This is a genomic window from Limnohabitans sp. TS-CS-82 (genome assembly GCF_002943475.1).
This window is the reverse complement of sequence record NZ_PTQX01000012.1, coordinates 125,188-147,915: the sequence shown is the minus strand read 5'-3', so window position 1 is coordinate 147,915 and position 22,728 is coordinate 125,188. Positions and strand designations below refer to the sequence as shown.

The 22,728-nt window shown below is 54.6% G+C and carries 21 protein-coding genes and 1 tRNA gene; 3 read left to right on the top strand and 19 right to left on the bottom strand.

The window, feature by feature from the left end; translation table 11 throughout:
• Positions 1-2 precede the first annotated feature (2 nt).
• The 16 genes from carA to rpsB form a co-directional block, all read right to left on the bottom strand.
• The gene (gene carA, locus C5F52_RS21080) at positions 3-1,166 is read right to left on the bottom strand and encodes a glutamine-hydrolyzing carbamoyl-phosphate synthase small subunit (protein WP_201747066.1); all 1,164 of its coding nucleotides are present in this window, start codon (positions 1,164-1,166) and stop codon (positions 3-5) included.
• A gap of 170 nt (positions 1,167-1,336) precedes the next feature.
• Positions 1,337-2,113, bottom strand: coding sequence for an RNA methyltransferase (locus tag C5F52_RS21075; protein WP_104800319.1), 777 nt, complete (start codon positions 2,111-2,113; stop codon positions 1,337-1,339).
• On the bottom strand, positions 2,110-2,727 hold the full coding sequence (rnhB, locus tag C5F52_RS21070; RefSeq protein WP_104800318.1) for a ribonuclease HII: 618 nt from the start codon (positions 2,725-2,727) through the stop codon (positions 2,110-2,112). The genes C5F52_RS21075 and rnhB overlap by 4 nt, the downstream gene beginning before the upstream one ends.
• On the bottom strand, positions 2,699-3,841 hold the full coding sequence (lpxB, locus tag C5F52_RS21065; protein ID WP_104800317.1) for a lipid-A-disaccharide synthase: 1,143 nt from the start codon (positions 3,839-3,841) through the stop codon (positions 2,699-2,701). Before lpxB ends, rnhB begins: the two co-directional genes overlap by 29 nt.
• Positions 3,842-3,846: 5 nt before the next feature.
• Positions 3,847-4,641, bottom strand: coding sequence for an acyl-ACP--UDP-N-acetylglucosamine O-acyltransferase (gene lpxA / locus C5F52_RS21060; protein ID WP_104800316.1), 795 nt, complete (start codon positions 4,639-4,641; stop codon positions 3,847-3,849).
• Positions 4,642-4,643: 2 nt separating this feature from the next.
• The gene (gene fabZ, locus C5F52_RS21055) at positions 4,644-5,081 is read right to left on the bottom strand and encodes a 3-hydroxyacyl-ACP dehydratase FabZ (protein ID WP_104800386.1); all 438 of its coding nucleotides are present in this window, start codon (positions 5,079-5,081) and stop codon (positions 4,644-4,646) included.
• A gap of 2 nt (positions 5,082-5,083) precedes the next feature.
• The gene (lpxD, locus tag C5F52_RS21050) at positions 5,084-6,067 is read right to left on the bottom strand and encodes a UDP-3-O-(3-hydroxymyristoyl)glucosamine N-acyltransferase (RefSeq protein WP_104800315.1); all 984 of its coding nucleotides are present in this window, start codon (positions 6,065-6,067) and stop codon (positions 5,084-5,086) included.
• Positions 6,068-6,073: 6 nt separating this feature from the next.
• Positions 6,074-6,580, bottom strand: a complete 507-nt coding sequence (locus C5F52_RS21045; protein ID WP_104800314.1) for an OmpH family outer membrane protein — start codon at positions 6,578-6,580, stop codon at positions 6,074-6,076.
• On the bottom strand, positions 6,580-8,889 hold the full coding sequence (gene bamA, locus C5F52_RS21040; protein WP_369953644.1) for an outer membrane protein assembly factor BamA: 2,310 nt from the start codon (positions 8,887-8,889) through the stop codon (positions 6,580-6,582). Before bamA ends, C5F52_RS21045 begins: the two co-directional genes overlap by 1 nt.
• A gap of 17 nt (positions 8,890-8,906) precedes the next feature.
• Positions 8,907-10,277, bottom strand: coding sequence for an RIP metalloprotease RseP (rseP, locus tag C5F52_RS21035; RefSeq protein ID WP_104800312.1), 1,371 nt, complete (start codon positions 10,275-10,277; stop codon positions 8,907-8,909).
• A 3-nt stretch (positions 10,278-10,280) separates the two neighbouring features.
• Positions 10,281-11,486: a 1-deoxy-D-xylulose-5-phosphate reductoisomerase gene (ispC, locus tag C5F52_RS21030; protein ID WP_104800311.1), complete on the bottom strand. Its 1,206-nt coding sequence runs from the start codon at positions 11,484-11,486 to the stop codon at positions 10,281-10,283.
• 5 nt (positions 11,487-11,491) lie between these two features.
• Positions 11,492-12,328, bottom strand: coding sequence for a phosphatidate cytidylyltransferase (locus C5F52_RS21025; protein WP_104800310.1), 837 nt, complete (start codon positions 12,326-12,328; stop codon positions 11,492-11,494).
• Between the two features lie 5 nt (positions 12,329-12,333).
• Positions 12,334-12,894, bottom strand: coding sequence for a ribosome recycling factor (frr, locus tag C5F52_RS21020; RefSeq protein WP_104800309.1), 561 nt, complete (start codon positions 12,892-12,894; stop codon positions 12,334-12,336).
• A 48-nt stretch (positions 12,895-12,942) separates the two neighbouring features.
• The gene (gene pyrH, locus C5F52_RS21015; RefSeq protein WP_104800308.1) at positions 12,943-13,665 is read right to left on the bottom strand and encodes a UMP kinase; all 723 of its coding nucleotides are present in this window, start codon (positions 13,663-13,665) and stop codon (positions 12,943-12,945) included.
• 77 nt (positions 13,666-13,742) lie between these two features.
• Positions 13,743-14,636 carry a translation elongation factor Ts gene (gene tsf / locus C5F52_RS21010; RefSeq protein WP_104800307.1) on the bottom strand — a complete coding sequence of 298 codons (894 nt, stop codon included), beginning with the start codon at positions 14,634-14,636 and terminating at the stop codon, positions 13,743-13,745.
• Positions 14,637-14,718: 82 nt separating this feature from the next.
• The gene (gene rpsB / locus C5F52_RS21005; protein WP_104800306.1) at positions 14,719-15,459 is read right to left on the bottom strand and encodes a 30S ribosomal protein S2; all 741 of its coding nucleotides are present in this window, start codon (positions 15,457-15,459) and stop codon (positions 14,719-14,721) included.
• 215 nt (positions 15,460-15,674) lie between these two features.
• Here rpsB and C5F52_RS21000 point away from each other — a divergent pair, with 215 nt between their 5' ends.
• A complete protein-coding gene (locus tag C5F52_RS21000) occupies positions 15,675-16,931 on the top strand; it encodes a D-amino acid dehydrogenase (RefSeq protein WP_104800305.1) in 1,257 nt (418 codons plus the stop codon).
• Positions 16,928-18,421, top strand: a complete 1,494-nt coding sequence (locus C5F52_RS20995) for an NAD(P)H-hydrate dehydratase (protein ID WP_104800304.1) — start codon at positions 16,928-16,930, stop codon at positions 18,419-18,421. Before C5F52_RS21000 ends, C5F52_RS20995 begins: the two co-directional genes overlap by 4 nt.
• A 23-nt stretch (positions 18,422-18,444) precedes the next feature.
• Here C5F52_RS20995 and rnr read toward each other — a convergent pair whose 3' ends face one another.
• Entirely contained in the window at positions 18,445-20,694 is a 2,250-nt protein-coding gene (gene rnr / locus C5F52_RS20990; RefSeq protein WP_104800303.1) for a ribonuclease R, read from the bottom strand.
• Positions 20,695-20,716: 22 nt separating this feature from the next.
• Here rnr and C5F52_RS20985 point away from each other — a divergent pair.
• Positions 20,717-20,801, top strand: a tRNA-Leu gene (locus tag C5F52_RS20985).
• A gap of 51 nt (positions 20,802-20,852) precedes the next feature.
• Here the strand turns inward: C5F52_RS20985 and rimO are convergent.
• On the bottom strand, positions 20,853-22,235 hold the full coding sequence (gene rimO, locus C5F52_RS20980; protein ID WP_104800302.1) for a 30S ribosomal protein S12 methylthiotransferase RimO: 1,383 nt from the start codon (positions 22,233-22,235) through the stop codon (positions 20,853-20,855).
• Positions 22,232-22,678, bottom strand: a complete 447-nt coding sequence (gene phaR / locus C5F52_RS20975; protein WP_104800301.1) for a polyhydroxyalkanoate synthesis repressor PhaR — start codon at positions 22,676-22,678, stop codon at positions 22,232-22,234. The genes rimO and phaR overlap by 4 nt, the downstream gene beginning before the upstream one ends.
• Positions 22,679-22,728: the final 50 nt, after the last annotated feature.

Below are 22,728 nucleotides of genomic sequence, written 5' to 3'. Positions count from 1 at the left end.
GATTATTTCGCCTCCATCAGTTTGATGAAGCGGTCAAAGAGGTAAGCAATGTCGTGCGGTCCGGGCGATGCTTCAGGGTGACCTTGAAAGCAAAACGCGGGCTTGTCGGTGCGGGCCAAGCCCTGCAAAGTGCCGTCAAACAAAGACACATGGGTAGCACGCAAGTTGGCGGGCAATGATTTTTCATCCACTGCAAAACCGTGGTTTTGGCTTGTGATGGACACACGACCTGAGTCGAGGTCTTTCACAGGATGGTTCGCGCCATGGTGGCCAAACTTCATCTTGAAAGTTTTCGCGCCACTGGCCAAAGCCATGATTTGGTGACCCAAGCAAATGCCAAATGTGGGAATGCCGGTTTCGATCAACTCAGCAGCCGCAGCAATCGCGTAGTCACAAGGCTGAGGGTCGCCAGGGCCGTTGGACAAGAAGATGCCATCGGGGTTGTGCTTGAGCACGTCAGCGGCTGGCGTCTTGGCAGGGACCACGGTCACTTTGCAACCGCGCTCGGCCAACATGCGCAAGATGTTTTTCTTGACGCCGAAGTCATACGCGACCACATGGAACTTAGGAGCGGTCAAGTTGCCGTAGCCTTCGCCCAATGTCCACTCGGTTTGCATCCACTCATACGACTTGGATACGGTGACTTTTTGCGCCAAATCGAGGCCAGCCATGTTGGGCGCACCTTTGGCGGCTGCCACCGCTTGGTCGATCAAGCTTTGTGTGACTTCTTGGCCTTTGGCCAAGCCCACGATCGCGCCGTTTTGTGCGCCCTTGGTGCGCAAGATGCGTGTGAGTTGACGTGTGTCGATGTTGGCAATGGCCACTGTACCTGCATCAACCAAATAGGCCGACAAGGTTTGGCTAGAGCGGAAGTTGCTTGCGACCAAAGGCAAGTCTTTGATGATCAAGCCAGCGGCATGGACTTTGTCAGCTTCGATGTCTTCCACGTTGACGCCGTAGTTACCGATGTGCGGGTACGTCAAAGTGACGATCTGCTGGCAGTAGCTGGGGTCAGTGAGGATTTCCTGGTAGCCGGTGAGTGAGGTGTTAAACACCACTTCGCCGACTGTGGAGCCGGTGGCTCCAATCGAGTTGCCGATAAAGACCGTGCCGTCTGCGAGCGCCAAGATGGCGGGCGGGAAGGTTCCCTGAAGAGACAAAAGCACTGGGTTCTCCGGAATAGTTCGGGTACGCCTCAGCGCTCACAAGAGAACGTGTCTCTTTGGCTGCTTTGTTCGAGGAATTTGCCTAGGTTTGAGCTGGGGCGTACAGGTTGATGCGGGAAAGCCTCTCATTATATCCGAGGCACTGGTTTTCCCGAATCAAAGTAGGCGAATTAAGGCAAATGACAGGTGGCGCTGGCGTGTAAGCAAATAGCAGCAGCCGAGGCTACGTTGAGTGACTCTTCCCCGCCCGGCTGGGCAATGCGCACATGCACGGCGGCGCGATCCGCCAAAGCGGCAGACACGCCCTGCCCTTCATGCCCCATGAGCCATGCGCAAGGCATGGGCAGCTTGGCCTGAGCCAGCAAGGTGTGCAAAAACGGGCCTTGGTGCGAGCTGGTGGCGACCCAAGGCATATTTAAGGCATTCAAATCGTCGGCGCTCAGGCCTTCGACCAAATGCAAACCGAAATGCGCGCCCATACCGGCACGCAAAACTTTGGGTGACCACAAAGCGGCCGAGCCTTTGATGGCCAGCACCTGCTTGAAGCCAAAGGCCGAAGCACTTCGAAGAATAGAGCCCACGTTACCCGCATCTTGCACACGGTCAAGCACCACCGTTGGGATTTTGGCTTGGATGTCTAGGGCACTGGGTGCCGCCAAGATAAAACCCATCTTGGCGGGTGACTCTAAGCTGCTGATTTCGGCAAACAGAGCATCCGGCAGCACGGTGTTGCGCTCGGCCGCTTGCGTCCACTCACGCGGTGCAGTGGCCCACAAAGATTCAGCAAATACCGCATGCTCAGGCTTCACGCCACGCGTTAGCGCAGCACGGCAGAGGTGATCGCCCTCTAGCCACACACGACCAAGTTTGCGGTAGGCCGTGCTGTCTTGCGACAAGCGGCGCAGGTCTTTGACCAAGGGGTTGTCACGCGAGGTGATCAAGTTCATTTCAAAACCTCGGCCACAGGAGAAAACGATTTACGGTGCCAAGGCGTAGCACCGTGTTCCTTGAGGGCTTGCAAGTGCGCCGCTGTGCCATAACCTTTGTGGCCATCAAAACCGTACTGCGGATACTGCACATGCAGTTCTTGACACCAGCGGTCACGATGAACTTTGGCCAAGATAGACGCCGCAGAAATGGCTTGCACCTTGCTATCGCCTTTGACGATGGCTTCGGCCAACACATCGAGCACGGGCAAGCGGTTGCCATCGACCAGCACCTTGGTGGGCTTGAGGCGTAAACCTTCTACGGCACGACGCATCGCGAGCATCGTGGCTTGCAAGATGTTGAGCTCGTCAATCTCTTCTACGGTCGCTTCGGCGATGGAACAGCACAAAGCCTTGGCGCGAATCTCGTCATACAAACGCTCGCGCTTCAAGGCGGTCAGTTTTTTGGAGTCGGCCAAGCCCGCAATGGGGTTCAAGTCATCCAAGATCACGGCAGCGGCCACTACAGGCCCCGCCAGCGGACCACGGCCCGCTTCATCCACCCCAGCAATCAAGCCTGGGGCATCCCAAATGAGCGCTACTTGTTCAGCGCGCAAGAACTTTTTCGATCGCATAAGCCGCCAGTGCGGGGGTATCGCGGCGCAGCGTGTCGTGCAGCGTCGCAAAGCGTTGTTGAACTGCGGCAGAAGCCGCAGGGTTGTTCAGCCATTGCAATATTTCATGCGCCAAAGCATCAGGTGTGGCTGCGTCTTGAAGCAACTCGGGCACCACAAAGTCTTGGCACAAGATGTTGGGCAAGCCCACCCATGGTTGCAACTTTTTACGGCGCATGATTTGCCAGCTGAGCCAGTTCATGTTGTAGGCAATCACCATGGGGCGTTTGAACAGCGCAGCCTCTAAGGTAGCTGTGCCACTGGCAATGAGCGTGACATCGCAAGCGGCTAGCGCCGCGTGTGATTGGCCGTTGAGCACCAAGAGGTTGGGCACTTCCCCTACTTCTTTTGCAATAGCTTCAATACGCGAACGCAAAGCAGGCATAGCGGGCAAGACGAAGTGAATGCCCGGCTGCAACTTAGCCATGCGTTGTGCGGCCTGCAAAAAGCGATGCGCCAAATACTGAATTTCAGAACTGCGGCTGCCAGGCAGCAAAGCAATCACCGTGGCGTCTTGCGGCAATCCAAGCGCTGTGCGCGCGGCAGCGCGGTCAGGCACGTCGGGAATGTTTTTGGCTAAAGGATGGCCCACATACGTAGCGTCGATGCCATGCTGCGCTAGCAAATCGGTTTCGAACGGGAAGATGCACAACACGTGGTCCACGCTTTGGCGGATCTTCTCGACACGGTCTGCGCGCCACGCCCAAATGGATGGGCACACAAAGTGAATCGTGGGAATGCCTTGGGCTTTGAGATCGCGTTCTAAATCGAGATTAAAGTCTGGCGCATCCACACCAATGAAAGCGCTGGGTGGATGGGCCAACAAGCGTTCACGTAATTGATTCCGAATGCCCACGATTTCTCGGTAGTGGCGCAGCACTTCCACATAGCCACGCACGGCGAGTTTTTCGTAAGGCCACCAAGGCTCAAAACCTTGAGCTGCCATCCGTGGGCCACCAATGCCGGCGCTGTGCATGTCGGGCCATTTCTCGCGCATACCACCTAGCAACAGGCCGGCGAGCAAATCGCCCGAGGCCTCGCCTGCGACGAGCGAGAAAGACAGGGCCTCGGCCATCCGATTTAGCGAATGATGCCGCGTTGCGGCGAGGTGTGATTCAAGAAGTCCAGCATCATGGCCACATCGGGTGCGGCTTCTGGTTTTTCTTGGGTCAAAGCGGCGATGCGCACTTTGGCTTGATCCAAGGTCAAGTCGTCGCGGTACAAGGCTTTGTGCATGGCCTTCACAGCGCTGATGCGCTCAGGAGAAAAGCCGCGACGGCGCAGGCCTTCAAAGTTCATCGAGCGCGGCTCGGCAGGTTGGCCTTGGCACATCACAAACGGAGGCACATCGGCAAACAAGAGCGAATGCATAGCTGAGAAGCTGTGCGCGCCAATACGAACAAACTGATGCACCACGGTAAAGCCACCCAAGATCACCCAGTCACCCACATGCACATGGCCTGCCAACTGCGCGCTGTTGGCGAAGATGGTGTGGTTACCTACGATGCAGTCATGCGCTAAATGCACATAAGCCATGATCCAGTTGTCATTGCCCACTTTGGTGATGCCAGCATCGCCGGGTGAGCCAATGTTGAACGTACAAAACTCACGAATGGTGTTGCGGTCGCCGATGATCAACTCACAAGGCTCGCCTGCGTACTTCTTGTCTTGCGGAATCGCGCCCAAAGAATTGAACTGAAAAATGCGGTTGTCGTTGCCAATCGTGGTGTGACCTTCGATCACGCAATGCGGCCCCACGGTCGTACCTGCACCAATGCGCACATTGGGCCCGATGATGGTGTAAGGCCCCACCTGCACCGAGCTGTCGAGCTCGGCTTTGGGGTCAACAATAGCGGTGGCGTGAATGAGGCTCATCGTCAGGCAATAGAACGCATGGTGCACATCAAATCGGCTTCCGTCGCCACGACATCGCCCACTTTGGCACGTGCCTTGAATTTGAAGATACCGGCCTTCATGCGGTCTAACTCCACTTCCAAAATAAGCTGATCACCGGGCTCAACGGGGCGCTTGAAACGTGCACCATCAATGCCAGCAAAGTAATACACGGTCTTGTCATCGGGCGCAGCGCCCAAGGTATCGAATGCCAACAAGGCAGCAGCTTGCGCCAAGGCTTCCAGAATCAACACGCCCGGCATCACTGGGTGATGCGGAAAATGACCACCAAAAAATGGCTCGTTCATCGTCACATTCTTGAGGGCCTTGATGCTTTTGCCTTTTTCAATTTCCATTACGCGGTCCACCAACAAGAATGGATAACGGTGTGGCAACTGCTTCAAGATTTGGTGAATGTCCATGCTCATTTTTTTTGACTTTCTAAAACGGATTCAAGAGATTTGATACGGTCGCGCAAGCGATGCAATTGGCGCAGCGTGGCGGCGTTTTTCTCCCACGATGCATTGTCGTCGATTGGGAACACACCGCTGTATTGACCAGGCTGACGGATCGAGCGCATCACGACAGACGCGGCAGAAATATGTACCCCGTCTGCAAGCTCTAAATGGCCCAACACAATTGCGCCGCCACCGACTGTGCAGTTGGCACCAATACGTGCACTGCCAGCCACACCTGCGCAACCAGCCATGGCTGTGTTCGCACCCACGTGGACGTTGTGCCCGATTTGGACCAAGTTGTCGAGCTTGACGCCATCTTCAATGATGGTGTCATCTAACGCGCCACGGTCTATGCAAGTGTTTGCCCCGATTTCCACATCGTTACCGATGCGAACAGCACCAAGTTGCTCTATCTTTTCCCAGCGGCCTTCAAACAGCGCGAAGCCAAAACCATCAGCACCAATGACGACGCCCGCGTGCACGATGCAACGCTCACCAATGCGGCAATCCTCACCCACAGTGATGCCAGATTTCAGCCATGTATTTGCGCCGATGTGTACACCGCGTTCGACCACACACAATGGACCGATACGCGCAGTGACATCGATGTGAGCTTGCGGGTGAATCACCGCACTGGGGTGAATTAAGGGTCCATCTGTAACACGCGTGTGTTGACGCCACAGCTGGGTCAAACGTGCAAAGTAATGGTATGGGTTATCTGCCACGATCAAGGCCATACTGACCTTGGCAGTCTCGGCGACTGCAGGCGACACAATGACGCAACCCGCCTGCGTTGTGGATAGTTGCGACTGGTATTTGGGGTTGCTTAAAAAACTCAGCGCGTCAACTTGAGCGGTGTCAAGCGGCGCGAGTTTTTGGATGATGTGTTGGGAGTCACCAACGAGGCGACCACCCAAACTTTCAACGATCTGGCCGAGACTCAGTGCCACGGCAGATTATTTAGCGGCGTTGATGACCTTGAGCACTTTGTCAGTGATGTCGTGCTTAGGGTTGATGTAGACAGCTTCCTGCAACACCAGGTCATATTTTTCAGCTTCAGCCACTTGTTTGATCACGCGGTTGGCGCGCTCAAGCACCTGTTGAAACTCTTCGTTCTTGCGTGCGTTGAGTTCTTCTTGAAACTCACGGCGCTTGCGTTGAAAGTCGCGGTCTTGTTCGCCCAATTGTTTTTGGCGCGAGACACGTTGAGACTCTGACAACGTAGGCGCTTCACGTTCGAATTTTTCAACTGCTGTTTTCAATGCATTGCCAGAACCCTCGAGATCCTTTTCACGCTTAGAAAACTCTTGCTCCAACTTGGCTTGCGCTTGCTTGGCCGTGTTGGCTTCTTTGAAAATACGGTCGGTGTTGATAAAGCCAATACGGATCTCTTCCGCTTGCGCACACAACGCAGCCAAGCCCAACACAACAGCTAAGGAAATTTGACGAGTAAACATGTTCATCAGAAGGATGTCCCGATTTGGAATTGCAATTGTTGGATTCTATCGCCTGAGAATGCGCGCACGGGACGAGCCCAAGCGAAGCGTAACGGGCCCATAGGAGAGACCCAACTCAGACCTACGCCGTAAGAACTACGCAGCAGCTTTAAATCAACCTTTGACTCTTCACCATACACGTTACCCATGTCATAGAAGCCATAAAGGCGCAGAGTACGGTCATTACCAGCGCCTGGGAACGGCATTAAAAATTCAGTGTTCAAAGTGAATTTTTTTGCACCGCCAATAACGAGTCCGTTAAACATATCGCGAGGACCTAAAGTCCCTTGCTCAAAACCACGCACAGAGCCTAAACCACCAGAGTAATAATTTTTATAGAACGGCAAGGACTGACCGTTAAGGCCCTTGCCTAAACCCAGATCGGCATTGAATGCAAAAGTGTATTGCTTGGTAATGGGGAAATACTGCTGATATTGCCCTCCAAGCTTGGCATATCGGGCATCGCCGATGGCGCCGAGCTCAGTATTCAGACGAACAAATTTTCCATTGTTAGGATTCAAATAACTGTCACGACTATCTCTGGCCCAACCTGCAGTAACAGGAATATTTTGAGCTTTACAGCCAAACTGTGTACACAGCTTCGCGTATTCGGCTGGCATATTCGTTCCCTGCACAAGCTCAGTTCGCTCAGCGGCAATTCCCACAAACACACGATCGAGTTCGCTGAAAGGAATTCCAAACCGTAAACCTAAACCGGAGGTGACCATGCGGTAGTTACCACCCTGCTCCACATACGGCTTGCTCGCGCGGTGGTACAGCTCAAACGTACGTGAGACACCATCCTCTGTGAAATACGGATCCGTGGTGTTCAGCACGTAATACTGGTTGTACTTGCTGGTACTAACTTGCAAACCTAAATTATGTCCAGAACCGAACACGTTGTCTTGCTGGATACCAAAAGACAGCGTCACTTTTTCAGCGCTGGAGAAACCAGCCCCCAAAGTCAGCATGCCAGTTGGCTTCTCGACAACGTTCACGTTCAAATCGATCTGATCTTGGGATGATGGGACTTCCTGCGTATCAATATCAACATCTTTGAAATAGCCCAAACGGTTCACACGGTCACGCGATAAACGAATTTTTTCGCCGTCATACCAAGATGATTCTGTTTGGCGGAATTCACGACGCACGATTTGATCGCGCGTGCGGTTGTTACCCACGATGTTGATTCGGCGTACATAGGCACGACGCGCAGGATCAGCAACAAGCACCAATTTCACGCGGTTGGTGGCGCGGTCAATCTCTGGACGCACATCCGTGCGTGCGAATGCAAAACCGAAGTTACCGAAGTATTCGTTGAATGCCTTGGTGGTTTTGGCCACGTCATCGGCGTTATAGGCTTGCCCTGCCTTGATTTCCACCAGCGATTTGAATTCATCATCTTTACCGAGATAGTAGCCTTCCATCGCCACTTCAGACACGACAAAACGATCACCTTCAGTCACGTTGATGGTGATGCTGATGTCTTGCTTATTTGGAGAGATCGCCACTTGGGTTGAGTCAATGCGAAACTCCAAGTAACCACGGGCCAGATACCAAGCACGCAAAGTTTCCAAGTCGGCATTGAGCTTGGTGCGGGAGTAACGGTCTGACTTTGTGTACCAGCTCAACCAGTTACCCGTGCCTTGATCGAACTGGTCCAAGAGTTTGGACTCGTCAAACGCCTTGGCACCCACTACACGCATTTCTTTGATTTTGGCCAAATCGCCTTCAACCACCGTGAAAGAGAGGTTCACACGGTTGCGCTCAGCTGGGGTGATCGTGGTGATGATTTCAGCACCATACAAACTGCGGTTGACATATTGGCGCTTGAGCTCCTGCTCAGCACGGTCAGCCAAAGCTTTGTCGAAGGGACGACCTTCGGCCAAACCAATATCTTTGAGCGCTTTCTTCAAAGTATCTTTGTCAAACTCTTTGGTACCAATGAATTCAACCGCAGCAATATTGGGACGCTCTTCGACGATCAGCACCAACACATCGCCATTGACTTCAATGCGTACATCCTTGAACAGGCCTAAGGCAAACAGGCTGCGAATCGCTGCTGCACCTTTGTCGTCGGTGTAGTCGTCACCCACACGGAAGGGAATCGAGGCAAACACGGTGCCAGGCTCCACACGCTGCAAACCTTCCACACGAATGTCGCGCACATTGAAGGGGTCAGCCGCCAGCGCATGGAGTGCCATCACGGTGCCCGCAATGAATGCTGCCGTTTGGGCCAGTGTGGTGCGACGAAATAAAGAAAGTTGCATAGTCATGGGATGTATGGAGAGACTCAAGGAAGCCAACCTAGGCGAACCACGTCGTTAAAAATAGAAAAAACCATCAGTGCCACAAGTACCGCCAAACCCGCGCGCTGCATGACGTCCAGCCATTGAGACGAAGGAGGATGACCTGTGCAGGCCTCGTAAAGATAATACAACAGGTGCCCGCCATCGAGGACCGGTAAAGGCAGCAGGTTGAACACACCAAGGCTGATGCTGACCAACGCCAAATAGCTGAGATAAGCCCCTAGCCCAAGACTTGCAGAACGCCCCGCGTAGTCCGCCATGGTGAGCGGGCCACTCAGGTTATCAAGCGACGCATGTCCCGTGAGTAAACGACCCAACATGTCCAGGGTCATGACCATGACCTCCCATGTTTTGCTGATGGCTTTAGATAGCCCATCGAAAGCGCCGTATTGAACCCACACCTTGCGCGGAGGCTCTCCCACCTGAGCGCCTATGCGCCCAATGAAATGATCACCTTCAACCGTTTGTTCTGGCGTGACTTCGAATTGAAGCACATGTCCATCGCGTGACACGTCCCAAATTTGAAGCGCTGGTAATTGGTGCTGACCGCTGGCACGCACCATCGCACGCAAGGCACTGGCATCGCTCACCACACGGCCATCGATGCGTAGCACCTCATCACCGCGCTGCAAACTCGCTTTATGCGCAGGCAGTTCTTTTTGGACTTCACCCAATACAGCACGACTCCACGCACCAGTGAAACCACGCGCTTGCCAAGCATTGCTGTCTTTTGAAATTGCGTCAGCTGACAATTCAGGCAAATGCAACACATGCGGTGTTTGCTTGCCGAGCGGCTGCACTTCCAAATACACCGGTGCCGTGTCTTGCTGAAGCATCCACCAACGCAAGGCATCGAGAGACGCAGTCTCTTGCAAAGCATCAGCAGACTCACCCGCACGCAACACGGTGTCGCCGCTGCGCAGGCCTGCTGCTTCTGCAACTGAACCAACCACAGGCGCAGATAAGGTGGCTTGTGTTTCGTGCTGCCCTATCCAAAAAGTTGCCGCATACAAACACACAGCCAACAACAAATTGGCCAACGGGCCTGCCGACACAATCGCAGCCCTCGCCCACAAAGGCTGTCTGTTAAATGCCATCGCCACATCTTGCGGTGCAACTTCGGCCTCGTTCTCATCGAGCATCTTCACATAGCCGCCCAAAGGGATGAGGCTGATGCAAAACTCGGTGTCTTGTCCTGCGTGTGGGCGGCGAGATTTCCAACGCAGCAAGGGCTGACCAAAACCGATTGAAAACGTGAGTACTTTCACACCACAGGCCACGGCCACACGGTAATGCCCCCACTCGTGCACGGTGATGAGCACACCGAGTGCGAGCAAAAAGGCCAGAAGGGTCATGGTTTATTTGGCCAACAGACGCACAGCGTCCTCAGCCACAGCCCGTGCTTGCGCATCAAGCGCCAACAGATCGTCCAAGCTATGCGGTGCAGATGGCGACAAATGCGCCATGCAGTTTTGATTCACCACATGGATTTGGTCAAAACGAATGCGACGGTCTAGAAAAGCTGCGACGGCAATCTCGTTGGCCGCATTGAGCACAGCCGTGGTGCCACGTGGGCCACGCAAAGCCTCCCAGGCCAAATGAATGCCGGCAAAACGTTCGGGGTGACCGTGGTCATCCAAGGCTTCAAACGTCATGGCTGACAAGGCATGAAAGTCCAAAGCTTGCGCACCAGAAACCATACGCTCTGGCCAGCTCAAGCCATAGGCAATGGGCACACGCATATCGGGCGTACCCAACTGAGCCACCACCGACATATCCCGGTACTGCACCATCGAATGGATGATGCTTTGCGGGTGAATCACCACCTCTAAACGTTCGGGCGACAAACCAAACAAATAACGCGCCTCAATCACCTCCAGCGCTTTGTTCATCATGGTGGCCGAGTCGACCGAAATTTTGCGACCCATCACCCAATTGGGGTGCGCGCAGGCTTGCTCAGGTGTCACGTCTTTCAATGAGGCCAAGTCGCGTGTGCGAAATGGGCCACCCGATGCGGTGAGGATGATTTTTTCAACACGCGCATCCCAAGTCGAAGCGTCCTCTGGCAGTGACTGAAAAATAGCGGAGTGCTCGCTGTCAATGGGCAGAAGTGTGGCACCGCCTACTTTGACTGCATCTAAAAACACTTCAGCACCAACCACCAACGCCTCTTTGTTCGCTAAGAGCAAACGCCTGCCTGTTCGTGCAGCAGCCAAGCAAGGCGACAAACCTGCAGCGCCCACGATAGCAGCCATCACAGCATCCACGTCTGGATGTGCAGAAATGTCATCCAACGCCGCAGTGCCGCTGAGCACTTCGGTGGCCAAACCTTCGGCTTGAATTTTGTCTTTGAGTTGCTTGGCGGCATCCGCATGCACCATCACCGCGAAACGCGGCTTGAATAATGCACATTGACGCAACATCAAATCAACTTGAGTAGCACCTGAAAGCGCGAACACTTCAAAGCGCTTGGGGTGACGCGCAATAACGTCTAGCGTGTTGGTACCAATCGAACCTGTGGAGCCGAGCACCGTGATGCGTTGTGGCCGTGCGTCGATGTGCATCGCAGTCACACCGATTGCGCCAACATCATGGCCAATGGCAAGGCGGGTAGTAATGCATCCACGCGATCCAGCACGCCACCGTGCCCTGGCAACAATTGGCTGCTGTCTTTCATACCTGCACTGCGTTTGACCAAGGACTCAACCAAGTCACCGGTCACACTCATCATCGTCAAAAACAAAACAGCCAGCACCATGAATGGTGTACCGCGACTGTACAAACGGGTGTAAAGGCTTGCGCTGTCTACGGCATACTGGGTATCCACCCAAATCCAAACACCAGCCATGATCAGCACTCCCACCATGCCACCCCACACACCTTCCCAGCTTTTGCCAGGGCTGATGGCGGGTGCCAATTTGCGGCGGCCAAATGCACGGCCCGAAAAATAAGCGGCAATATCGGCCATCCACACAAGGAAGAGCACCGACAACAAGAAGTTCACGCCCATGACCTTGGCCTGGTACATGGCCACCCAGGTCAGCCACAGAGCCAATATGCCTACCACCAAACGCAAGGTGCGCGAAATGCTGGCCCAACGCTCCACGCCGTGGCGAATCAACCAAGCGGCCACCAGCACCCATGCAGCACCTGTGATGATCCAGACATTGGCAGGCGCATCGTAAGCCCAGCGTGCAGACCAGGCGTACAAACACAGGGTCACACACACAGCAGCCACGCGCAACGAGCCACGCATGGCGAAACCGTTCAAGCGGCCCCACTCCCATGCACCTGCAGCAATCAGAACGAGCGTAAACCCAGCCAAAGGCTCAGCCGTATCTGCCAACAATGCTGGCAGCAACAGCGCCAACAAAACCAGCGCGGTGATGACGCGTTGCTTGAGCATCTGATTTAGACCGCCATGATTTCTTGTTCTTTGCTGGCAATGAGCTTGTCAATATCAGCAATGTGGCTATCGGTTACCTTTTGGATGTCGGCTTCTGCACGTTTTTGGTCGTCTTCAGAAGCGAGTTTGTCTTTCACGAGCTTCTTCACAGATTCGTTGGCATCACGACGCAAATTGCGCACGGCCACTTTGGCGTTTTCGCCTTCGGTACGAACCACTTTGGTCAACTCTTTACGGCGCTCTTCCGACATCGGAGGCATGGGCACGCGAATCAGCTCGCCCATAGAAGATGGGTTCAAACCCAAATCGCTGTCGCGAATAGCTTTTTCAATCTTGGCGCCCATGGGCTTTTCCCAAGGCTGCACACTCAAGGTGCGGGCATCTAACAATGACACGTTGGCAACTTGGCTGATCGGCACCATAGAGCCGTAGTAATCCACTTGCACAGTGTCTAGCAACGAAGGACTGGGACGGCCTGTGCGAATTTTGGTCAAGCTGTTGCTGAAGGCCGCAATCGATTGGCCCATTTTGGTTTCTGTGGTTTTCTTGATGTCAGCGATGGTCATGTTGAGCTCCTGGGGCAGCGCAGTGTGAGGGTCGGAAAAACTGGGGAATTACGCGTGCACCAAAGTGCCTTCGTCTTCGCCCATGACGACGCGCTTGAGCGCACCGTTCTTGAAAATAGAGAACACCTTGATTGGCAATTTTTGGTCACGGCACAGCGCAAAGGCGGTGGCGTCCATGATGCCGAGGTTTTGGCCAATGGCATCATCGAAGCTGAGCTCGGTGTAACGCGTGGCGTTGGGGTCCTTCTTGGGGTCTGCGGTGTACACACCGTCGACCTTGGTAGCTTTGAGCACCATCTCAGCACCAATCTCTGCACCACGCAATGCGGCAGCCGTGTCGGTGGTGAAGAAGGGGTTGCCAGTACCGGCCGCAAACACCACCACTTTGCCCTCTTCGAGGTATTGCAAAGCTTTGGGACGCACATAAGGCTCGACCACTTGGTCAATGGCGATGGCGGACATGACACGCGCGGTCAAACCTGTTTTGTTCATAGCATCAGCCAAGGCCAGCGAGTTCATCACTGTGGCCAACATACCCATGTAATCAGCAGTGGCGCGGTCCATACCCACAGAGCCACCTGCAACACCGCGGAAGATGTTGCCGCCACCAATGACGATGGCCACCTCGACACCGAGGTGGATGACTTCAGCTACCTCGTCCACGATGCGAACGATAGTGGCACGGTTGATACCGAACGCATCATCGCCCATCAAGGCCTCCCCCGACAGCTTGAGCAAAATACGCTTATAGGCTGGCTTTGGTGAGGTCATGAAAAGGCTCCTTGATGTGTGCAGTTGAATGTGATGTACGGGGGATATCAAAAGGGGAGCCTAAGCCCCCCTTTGTTTTAAGCAGTTTGCTTGGCGGCAGCGACTTGAGCGGCCACTTCGGCTGCAAAGTCGTCGACCTTTTTCTCAATGCCTTCACCCACCACGTAGAGGGTGAAAGAAGCCACTTTGGTGTTGGCAGCCTTGAGCATTTGCTCAACGGTTTGCTTGTCGTTCTTGACGAAAGTTTGGTCGAACAAAGACACCTCTTTGAGGTACTTCTGCACAGAACCTTCCACCATCTTGGTGACGATGTCGGCAGGCTTGCCAGACTCAGCAGCCTTAGCAGCAGCGACTGAACGCTCTTTTTCGATCAAGTCAGCAGGCACATCAGCGCTGGTCAAAGCCACTGGCTTCATGGCAGCCACGTGCATCGCCACATCTTTGGCAGCAGTTTCGTCGCCGTCGAACTCGACCAACACACCAATGCGTGTGCCGTGCAAGTAAGCAGCCAACTTGTGCGCGCCGTCAAAACGCTTGAAGCGGCGGAAGCTCATGTTCTCACCGATCTTGCCGATCAAACCTTTACGCACGTCTTCGAGCGTTGGACCGAAGCTGTCTTGCTCGTAAGCCAAGGCACCCAAGGCTTCGATGGAAGCTGGGTTATGCTCAGCCACCAACTTGGCGGCAGCTTGAGCCAATGCCAAGAAGCTGTCGTTCTTGGTCACGAAGTCGGTTTCGCAGTTCACTTCCAACAAAGCGCCAGTGTTGCCACTGATGAAACTAGTCACCACGCCTTCGGCGGTCACACGGCTAGAAGCCTTGCCAGCTTTGCTGCCAAGCTTGACGCGCAACAACTCTTCTGCTTTGGCCATGTCGCCATCGGCCTCAGTCAAAGCTTTTTTGCACTCCATCATGGGGGCGTCGGTTTTTGCGCGCAGTTCAGCGACCATGCTTGCGGTAATTGCAGCCATTTAAATTCTCCGTAATCAGTTCAAAACAATTGGGTGTGAAAAAGGGGCTTCACAAGCCCCTTTTCAAGTTTGGGCCGCGTGATTAAGCAGCGACTTCAACAAACTCTTCGCTACCTTCAGTCACAGCTTTGACCAAATCGTTGGTGGCGTTAGCACGGCCTTCGATGATTGCATCAGCGATACCGCGAGCGTACAAAGTCACAGCCTTAGACGAGTCGTCGTTACCTGGGATGATGTAGTCGATGCCTTCTGGTGAGTGGTTAGAGTCCACCACACCGATCAATGGGATGCCCAATTTCTTGGCTTCAGCGATGGCGATCTTGTGGTAGCCGACGTCGATCACGAAAATCGCATCAGGCAACACAGCCATATCTTGAATACCACCGATGTCTTTCTCAAGCTTTTCCATTTCGCGCTTGAACATCAGTTGTTCTTTTTTAGACAAAGCGTCCAAACCAGCTTCTTGCTGGATTTTCATGTCTTTCAAACGCTTGATTGAAGTCTTGACCGTTTTGAAGTTGGTCAACATGCCGCCCAACCAACGTTGGTCAACATAAGGCACGCCAGCACGTTGCGCTTCAGCTGCGACGATTTCGCGTGATTGACGCTTGGTACCGATCATCAACACAGTGCCACGGTTCGCAGACAACTGCTTGACGAACTTGATGGCGTCTTGGAACATCGGCAATGATTTTTCCAAGTTGATGATGTGAATTTTGTTGCGGTGACCGAAGATGAACGGGGCCATCTTGGGGTTCCAGAAGCGAGTTTGGTGACCAAAGTGGACGCCGGCTTCCAGCATATCGCGCATAGTGACTGACATAGAGATACTCCAAAGGTTGGGTCTAAAATCCAGTCCATCATCACCGCCAGTTTTCATTCTTGAAAAACTCTTGGCAACACCTTGATTGGACTGGTTTGCGAGTGATGTTTGTCCGAATTTGAGACAAAGCCTCAACCTCGGAAAAACCCAATGATTCTAGCACAGCAATACATGCCCCTCGCCCCCAACCAGCCGCCTTCAGCAAGGATTCGCCCATGAAGGTCGCCGTGATTGGCGCAGGCGTGATTGGCATCTCCACCGCGTACGAACTCGCTGCGCAAGGCCACCAAATCAGCGTGTATGAGCGCAATGGCGCAGCCGCCGAAGAATGCAGCTTCTCCAACACAGGCGTGGCCTCTGCGGGTTATGCCGCGCCGTGGGCACGCCCTGGCATGGTCAAACACGTGCTTTCACACCTGTGGCAGCGTGACACGCCTCTGCGCATCTCCAGCCCCAGCATGGCCGATTGGCGCTGGCTGTGGCAGATGCGCAAAGCCAGCAGCGCCACCACCTTTGCGCGTAACCGCGCCAGCATGCTACGTTTGGCCGAGTACAGCAGCCACCGCATGCGCACCCTGACCGACACCTTGAACTTGGAGCACGAACGCAGCCAAGGCTTCATGGTGCTCTTGCGAACCGAGCGCGAAATTCAACTCATGCAAGACAGCTTGCAAGTGATGCGCGATGCAGGACTGAGCTTCAAAACACTGAGTGCCGAAGAAGCCCGTGGCATTGAACCTGCGCTCAACCCCGAAACCGCTTTGGCGCAAGCCGTTCACTTTCCCGAAGACGAAGTGGGCAACTGCCGTCAATTCACGCTGCTGCTCAAAAGCGAAGCCGAATCCTTGGGCGTTAAATTCCACTTCAACACCAGCGTGCTGCCGCTCTCCAACGCGCAACCCAAAACCATTCGCACCTCTGCGCAAGACATGGGCGAAAATTTTGACGCCGTGGTGGTCTGTGCGGGCTTGGCCAGCGCACAATTGGTGCGGCCTTTGGGCTTGCGTATTCCCCTCGCAGCCGTTCACGGCTACGCCATCAGCGCAGCGGTACGTGAACCGCTGGATGCACCTCGCAGCGGTGTGATGGATGAGCAATACAAAGTGGCCATCAGCCGTTTGGGCCAACGCGTTCGCGTGTCGGGTGGCTCTGAAATTGGGGGCAATGCCAAACGCCACGACCCCGCCAGCATCAAAACGCTGTACCGCGTGCTGGACAACTGGTTTCCGGGCGCAGCACGCACACAAGACAACGTGCAAGTGTGGAAAGGTTCTCGCCCCATGCTGCCCGATGGCCCGCCCATCGTCGGGGCCAGCGGTGTGTCGGGTGTGTGGCTGAATCTAGGACACGGCGCGAGTGGTTGGACCTTGGCCTGCGGCAGCGCACGCGTGGTGGCTGACAGCATCAACGGCAAAAGCCCAGACATCGATTTGCAAGGCTTAGGCCTTGAACGCTTGCATCTTCAACGATGAACACCTTGGGCCTGACGCAACAGCTGAGCAGCCAAGCACGATGGCCACTGCACAACGTTACGCAGACCCAAGCCTTAGAGCTTCAAGCACAAGCCGCACTTCCTGCCAATACCTTGATGCAACGCGCTGGCCTAGCCACCGCGCAATTGGCCATGGCCATTGCTCCGCATGCGCACACCGTTTGGATTGCTTGCGGCCCCGGCAACAACGGCGGTGACGGGCTGGAAGCTGCCGTTCATTTGCAAGCTTGGGGCAAACAGTCCATCGTCACTTGGCTGAGTAGCGAAGTAAAAGCCCCGACAGATGCCAAACAAGCCTGGTATCGCGCCAAAGCCGCAGGCGTGACCTTTGCAGAACAACCACCCCAACAGTTTGACCTCGCCATCGACGCCCTCCTCGGCATTGGTGCACAACGCGCACCTGAAGGTTTGATGGCGCAATGGCTAAGTGCCATTCACGCCAGCAAAGGGCCAGTGTTATGCGTAGACACTCCCACTGGCTTGTTGGCAGACACAGGTGAATGGTTAAGCTCCTCCACCCAGCCACATCGCGCACCCGCCCACACCCGAGCTCATCGCCATACCTTGAGTCTGCTCACCCTAAAGCCTGGCTTGTTCACCGCCGACGGCCAAGATGCCGCAGGCCAAGTGTGGTTCAACAACTTAGGCGTGACGCCCTCGACAACACCAGCAGCCTGGCTGCAACAACACGGCACAGCAGCAACAGACCGACCGCACAACAGCCACAAAGGCAGCTTTGGAGATGTGTCCGTCTTGGGTGGCGCACCCGGCATGTCTGGCGCTGCGATGCTGGCAGGCTTAGCTGCGTTGCATGGCGGCGCAGGCCGCGTGCTACTGGGCTTGATGGACGAAGCAGCACGCTATGCGCTCACCGCTGCACATCCTGCATTGATGGTGCGAAAGCCTGTGGAGTTAGACCTCAAAACATCTACTGTGGTGTGCGGCTGCGGCGGGGGCGATGGCATTCATACCTTGATGCACAACGTGCTGTCATCCTCAAAGAAATTGCTGCTGGATGCTGATGCGCTGAATGCCATTGCACGCGACACCTCGCTGCAAACCTTGCTGAAAAAACGCAGCACACGCCGAAAGCCTACCGTGCTCACGCCGCACCCATTGGAAGCAGCACGACTGCTGAACTGCACCTCCAAAGACGTGCAACAAAACCGTTTGCATGCCGCGCAGCAATTGGCCGATACGTTTCAATGCGTGGTGGTGCTCAAAGGCTCTGGCAGCCTCATTGCCAGCCCACACCATACCGCCGTCATCAATGGCTCAGGCAATGCTTTGCTTTCAACGGCCGGCACGGGGGATGTGTTGGCAGGCTTGATGGGCGCGTACATCGCGCGCCATGAAGATGTATTTGAAGCCGCCTGCCAAGCCGTGTTCGCTCACGGCCATATGGCCGATATTTGGCCTAGCGCGGGGCCTGCGCTCGATGCAGCGTCACTTGCTGCATCGGTGCGTTAAAGCAAAACTGCTTTAGCAGTAACTCACTTGCGAGAGCGACGGCTCTTGGCTGCGGCTTTTTTGTCACCCGATTTCCGCGGAGCACCAGAAGCAGGTTTAGGTTCGCCACGTCCGTCTTTGCCGCCAATTTTGGTGAACGCTTTTTTCACCGCACTCTTGAAGTTCTGGATGGGCGAACCGGATGCCTCTTTGCCATTGCGTGGCAACAACTCATCGGCCTCCCTCACCAAGCGGAAATCAATCTTGCGCCCATCTAGGTCCACGCGGCTGACCTGAATGCGTACACGCGAGCCGATGCCATAACGAATACCTGTGCGTTCGCCACGCAGCTCTTGGCGCATTTCGTCAAAGCGGAAGTATTCGCCACCCAGCTCGGTGATGTGCACCAAGCCTTCGACATACATGGCATCCAAAGTCACGAACAAGCCAAAGCCGGTCGCAGAGGTCACGACACCGCCGTACTCTTCACCCAAATGCTCGCGCATGTATTTGCACTTGAGCCACGCCTCCACATCGCGGCTGGCTTCATCGGCGCGACGCTCATTGGCGCTGCAATGCAGACCAGCAGCTTCCCAAGCTTGCTGGTCGGGCGTCGGTTTGGTTTTAACAACCAATTTGTTTTCAGGCTCGCGCACGCGCGAGGCCAATCGACGCGCCAGTTTGGCATGTGCCTCACCTGGCGTGGGTAGCGTTGGCAAGGTGTATTTGCGCTTGAGCAAAATCGCTTTGATGACGCGATGCACCAACAAGTCAGGGTAGCGACGAATCGGGCTGGTGAAGTGGGTGTAGGCATCAAATGCCAAACCAAAGTGACCGTTGTTATCGGGCGTGTAGACCGCTTGCGACATGGAGCGCAACAACATCGAATGAATCTGCTGTGCATCGGGGCGCTCTTTGGTCGCCTCTGCAATAGCTTGAAATTCGGCAGGCTTGGGGTTGTCGCCCACCGTCAAACCCACACCTGTGGCTTTGAGGTAGCCACGCAGCACATCGATCTTCATCGCTGATGGACCTTCGTGCACACGGAACAAACCAGGGTGTTTGCTTTGCAAGATGAAGTCAGCACTACACACGTTCGCAGCCAACATGGCCTCTTCAATCAACTTGTGGGCATCGTTGCGAACGCGTGGAATGATTTTGTCGATACGACCACTTTCGTCACATATGATTTGTGTTTCGGTCGTTTCAAAGTCGACCGCACCACGCACATGTCGAGCTTTGAGCAAAGCCCCATACACATCGTGCAGGTTGAGCAAATCATCAATACGGTCTTTACGTTTAGCCGCTTCCGGTCCACGCGTGTTAGACAAAATAGCCGCCACTTCGGTGTACGTGAAGCGTGCATGGCTGAACATCACCGCAGGGTAAAACTGATAAGCCTCTACATCGCCTGATGCGCTGATAAGCATGTCGCACACCATGCACAAGCGTTCAACATCGGGGTTCAATGAACACAAACCGTTGGAGAGCTTCTCAGGCAACATCGGAATCACACGGCGCGGGAAGTACACGCTGGTGGCCCGGTCATAAGCATCCACATCAATCGCGCTGCCAGTTTCCACATAGTTGCTCACGTCGGCGATAGCTACCAATAAGCGCCAGCCTTTGCCCTTACCCACTTTGGCGGGTTCGCAATACACGGCGTCGTCAAAGTCGCGCGCGTCTTCGCCGTCGATGGTGACCAAAGGCACATCCGTTAAATCGACACGGCCTTTTTTATCTTCGGGTCGCACTTTGTCTGGCAGGCTTCGAGCCATGGCCAAACAAGCGTCTGAGAACTCATGCGGCACGCCGTACTTACGCACAGCAATTTCGATTTCCATGCCGGGGTCATCCACTTCGCCCAACACCTCTTTGATACGGCCCACAGGCTGCCCATACAAACTGGGCGGCTCGGTCAGTTCAACCACCACAACTTGGCCGACCATCGCTTTGGCGGTCGCGCCTTTGTTGATCAACACATCTTGGCCGTAGCGCTTGTCTTCAGGCGCCACCAGCCACACACCGCTCTCTTGCAGCAAACGACCAATGATGGGTTGCTTTGAGCGTTCCAAAATTTCAACCACGCGCCCTTCTGGACGACCTTTACGGTCTAAGCGAACAACACGTGCTTTGACGCGGTCACGGTGCAACACCGCGCGCATTTCATTCGGGGGCAAAAAGATGTCTGGCGATCCATCATCTCGTTGCACAAACCCATGTCCATCACGGTGACCCGAGACGGTGCCGACAAACTCTTCCAGTAATCCACTGGTATGAACGGAATTCTTGATACAATGCTCTCTTTCCTGAAATGCCCAGGTGGCGGAATTGGTAGACGCACTAGTTTCAGGTACTAGCGAGTAACATCGTGGGGGTTCGAGTCCCTTCCTGGGCACCAATATAAGTTAAATGAAAGCCACCTTTTAGGTGGCTTTTGTTTTTTGTGAATTTAAATCGGCAATGCGACAAGATCGTGACCGTCTGTCGCCACCACTTTGGCACGGGTGAACTCACCCACTTTGAGTACTTTGCTGAGTTTTTCAGGTGGTAACAACTTCACCACGCCATCGATCTCAGGTGCATCTGCGTAGCTGCGGCCCACGCCACCTTTGCGGCCACCGGCAGGGGCTGAATCCACCAACACTTGAATGGTAGAACCGATGCGGCGCTTGAGCTTGGCAATCGACACCTCTTCTGCCACCGCCATGAAGCGTGCTTGGCGCTCGTCACGCACTTCTTTTGGCAACATACCTGGAATGTCGTTGGCAGCAGCGCCGTCTACAGGGCTGTAGGCAAAGCAACCCGCGCGGTCGATTTCGGCTTCACGCACGAAGTTGAGCAAGTGCTCAAACTCTTCTTCGGTCTCACCAGGAAAACCTGCAATGAAGGTGCTGCGAATCACGATTTGCGGGCACAGCTCGCGCCAGCGGGCGATGCGCTCCAGGTTTTTCTCGCCGCTGGCTGGGCGCTTCATGCGCTTCAACACATCGGGGTGGCTGTGCTGAAAAGGCACATCCAAATACGGCAACACATGGCCCGTGGCCATCAAAGGAATGATCTCATCCACGCTGGGGTATGGGTACACATAGTGCAAACGCACCCACGCGCCATAAGTCTCTGCCAACTTGGCCAAGGCTTGCGCCAGTTCCAAGGTACGCGTCTTAATCGGCTGGCCGTCAAAAAATCCAGTGATGTATTTCACATCCACGCCATAAGCCGAGGTGTCTTGGCTGATGACCAACAGTTCTTTCACACCGCCTTCAAACAAAGCGCGCGCTTCTTTGAGCACATCGCCAATGGGACGGCTCACCAAGTCACCACGCATGGACGGGATGATGCAAAACGTGCAGCGGTGGTTACAGCCTTCGCTAATTTTCAAATACGCATAGTGTTTGGGCGTGAGCTTGACGCCCGCTTCGCCAAAGCTGTTGGGCACCAAGTCGATGAATGGGTCGTGCGGCTTGGGCAAATGGGTATGCACGGCATCCATCACCTCTTGGGTGGCGTGAGGGCCTGTCACGGCCAACACGCTGGGGTGCATTTGCATCACGAGGTTTGAGCCGCCTTCGGCTTGGCGTGCGCCCAAGCAGCCAGTGACGATGACCTTGCCGTTTTCGGCCAAGGCTTCGCCAATGGTGTCCAAGCTTTCTTTCACAGCGTCGTCAATGAAGCCGCAGGTGTTGACGATGACCAAATCAGCGCCAGCAAAAGTTTTAGAGGTTTGATAGCCCTCGGCGCTGAGTTGCGTCAGGATCAATTCGGAGTCGGTCAAGGCCTTGGGGCAGCCCAAGCTCACGAAGCCAACTTTAGGTGCGTTTGTTACTTCAGTCATTTACGGTTCAGTCCCATCACATCCATCATGTGTTCGGTTTGTTTTTGCAATTGCTCGGCATAGCTGCTCATCAGTGTGGGCACGATGGGCAGCTGCGGCACGTTGTCCATGAACGTTTGCACGTTCTTCTCAAGGTAGGAGCCCATGAAGCCCTGCATCGAATGCCCATAAAAGCGAATGATGTTGGCCAAGACCTGTTCAGTCAAGATGGGAGAGCCTTCAGACTCATGTTCCAAGATGATTTGCAACAAGATGCTACGCGTCAGGTCTTCCCCCGACTTGGCATCTACCACCCGAAACGGGGTGTTGTGCATCACCAGTTGTTTGATATCTGCCAAGGCCACATAGCTGGATGACGCGGTGTCATACAAGCGGCGATTGGGGTACTTCTTGATCACGCGGCCTTGCGTGTCGTCGGAAGTGTTTGATTTTTTGCTGCTCATGAAGTCAGCTCCCGTTGAAAGAGAAAAGCCCAGTACTGTTCAAACAGTGC

Coding starts and splice junctions, on each gene's coding strand:
- phaR (WP_104800301.1), bottom strand. CDS start 22,678: ATGAGCAGCAAAAAATCAAACACTTCCGACGACACGCAAGGCCGCGTG.
- tsf (WP_104800307.1), bottom strand. CDS start 14,636: ATGGCTGCAATTACCGCAAGCATGGTCGCTGAACTGCGCGCAAAAACC.
- fabZ (WP_104800386.1), bottom strand. CDS start 5,081: ATGGACATTCACCAAATCTTGAAGCAGTTGCCACACCGTTATCCATTC.
- rpsB (WP_104800306.1), bottom strand. CDS start 15,459: ATGTCAGTCACTATGCGCGATATGCTGGAAGCCGGCGTCCACTTTGGT.
- bamA (WP_369953644.1), bottom strand. CDS start 8,889: ATGACTATGCAACTTTCTTTATTTCGTCGCACCACACTGGCCCAAACG.
- pyrH (WP_104800308.1), bottom strand. CDS start 13,665: ATGACCTCACCAAAGCCAGCCTATAAGCGTATTTTGCTCAAGCTGTCG.
- rseP (WP_104800312.1), bottom strand. CDS start 10,277: ATGACCCTTCTGGCCTTTTTGCTCGCACTCGGTGTGCTCATCACCGTG.
- rnhB (WP_104800318.1), bottom strand. CDS start 2,727: ATGCGATCGAAAAAGTTCTTGCGCGCTGAACAAGTAGCGCTCATTTGG.
- C5F52_RS21000 (WP_104800305.1), top strand. CDS start 15,675: ATGAAGGTCGCCGTGATTGGCGCAGGCGTGATTGGCATCTCCACCGCG.
- ispC (WP_104800311.1), bottom strand. CDS start 11,486: ATGCACATCGACGCACGGCCACAACGCATCACGGTGCTCGGCTCCACA.
- lpxB (WP_104800317.1), bottom strand. CDS start 3,841: ATGGCCGAGGCCCTGTCTTTCTCGCTCGTCGCAGGCGAGGCCTCGGGC.
- C5F52_RS21075 (WP_104800319.1), bottom strand. CDS start 2,113: ATGAACTTGATCACCTCGCGTGACAACCCCTTGGTCAAAGACCTGCGC.
- rimO (WP_104800302.1), bottom strand. CDS start 22,235: ATGACTGAAGTAACAAACGCACCTAAAGTTGGCTTCGTGAGCTTGGGC.
- C5F52_RS21045 (WP_104800314.1), bottom strand. CDS start 6,580: ATGAACATGTTTACTCGTCAAATTTCCTTAGCTGTTGTGTTGGGCTTG.
- lpxA (WP_104800316.1), bottom strand. CDS start 4,641: ATGAGCCTCATTCACGCCACCGCTATTGTTGACCCCAAAGCCGAGCTC.
- C5F52_RS20995 (WP_104800304.1), top strand. CDS start 16,928: ATGAACACCTTGGGCCTGACGCAACAGCTGAGCAGCCAAGCACGATGG.
- frr (WP_104800309.1), bottom strand. CDS start 12,894: ATGACCATCGCTGACATCAAGAAAACCACAGAAACCAAAATGGGCCAA.
- C5F52_RS21025 (WP_104800310.1), bottom strand. CDS start 12,328: ATGCTCAAGCAACGCGTCATCACCGCGCTGGTTTTGTTGGCGCTGTTG.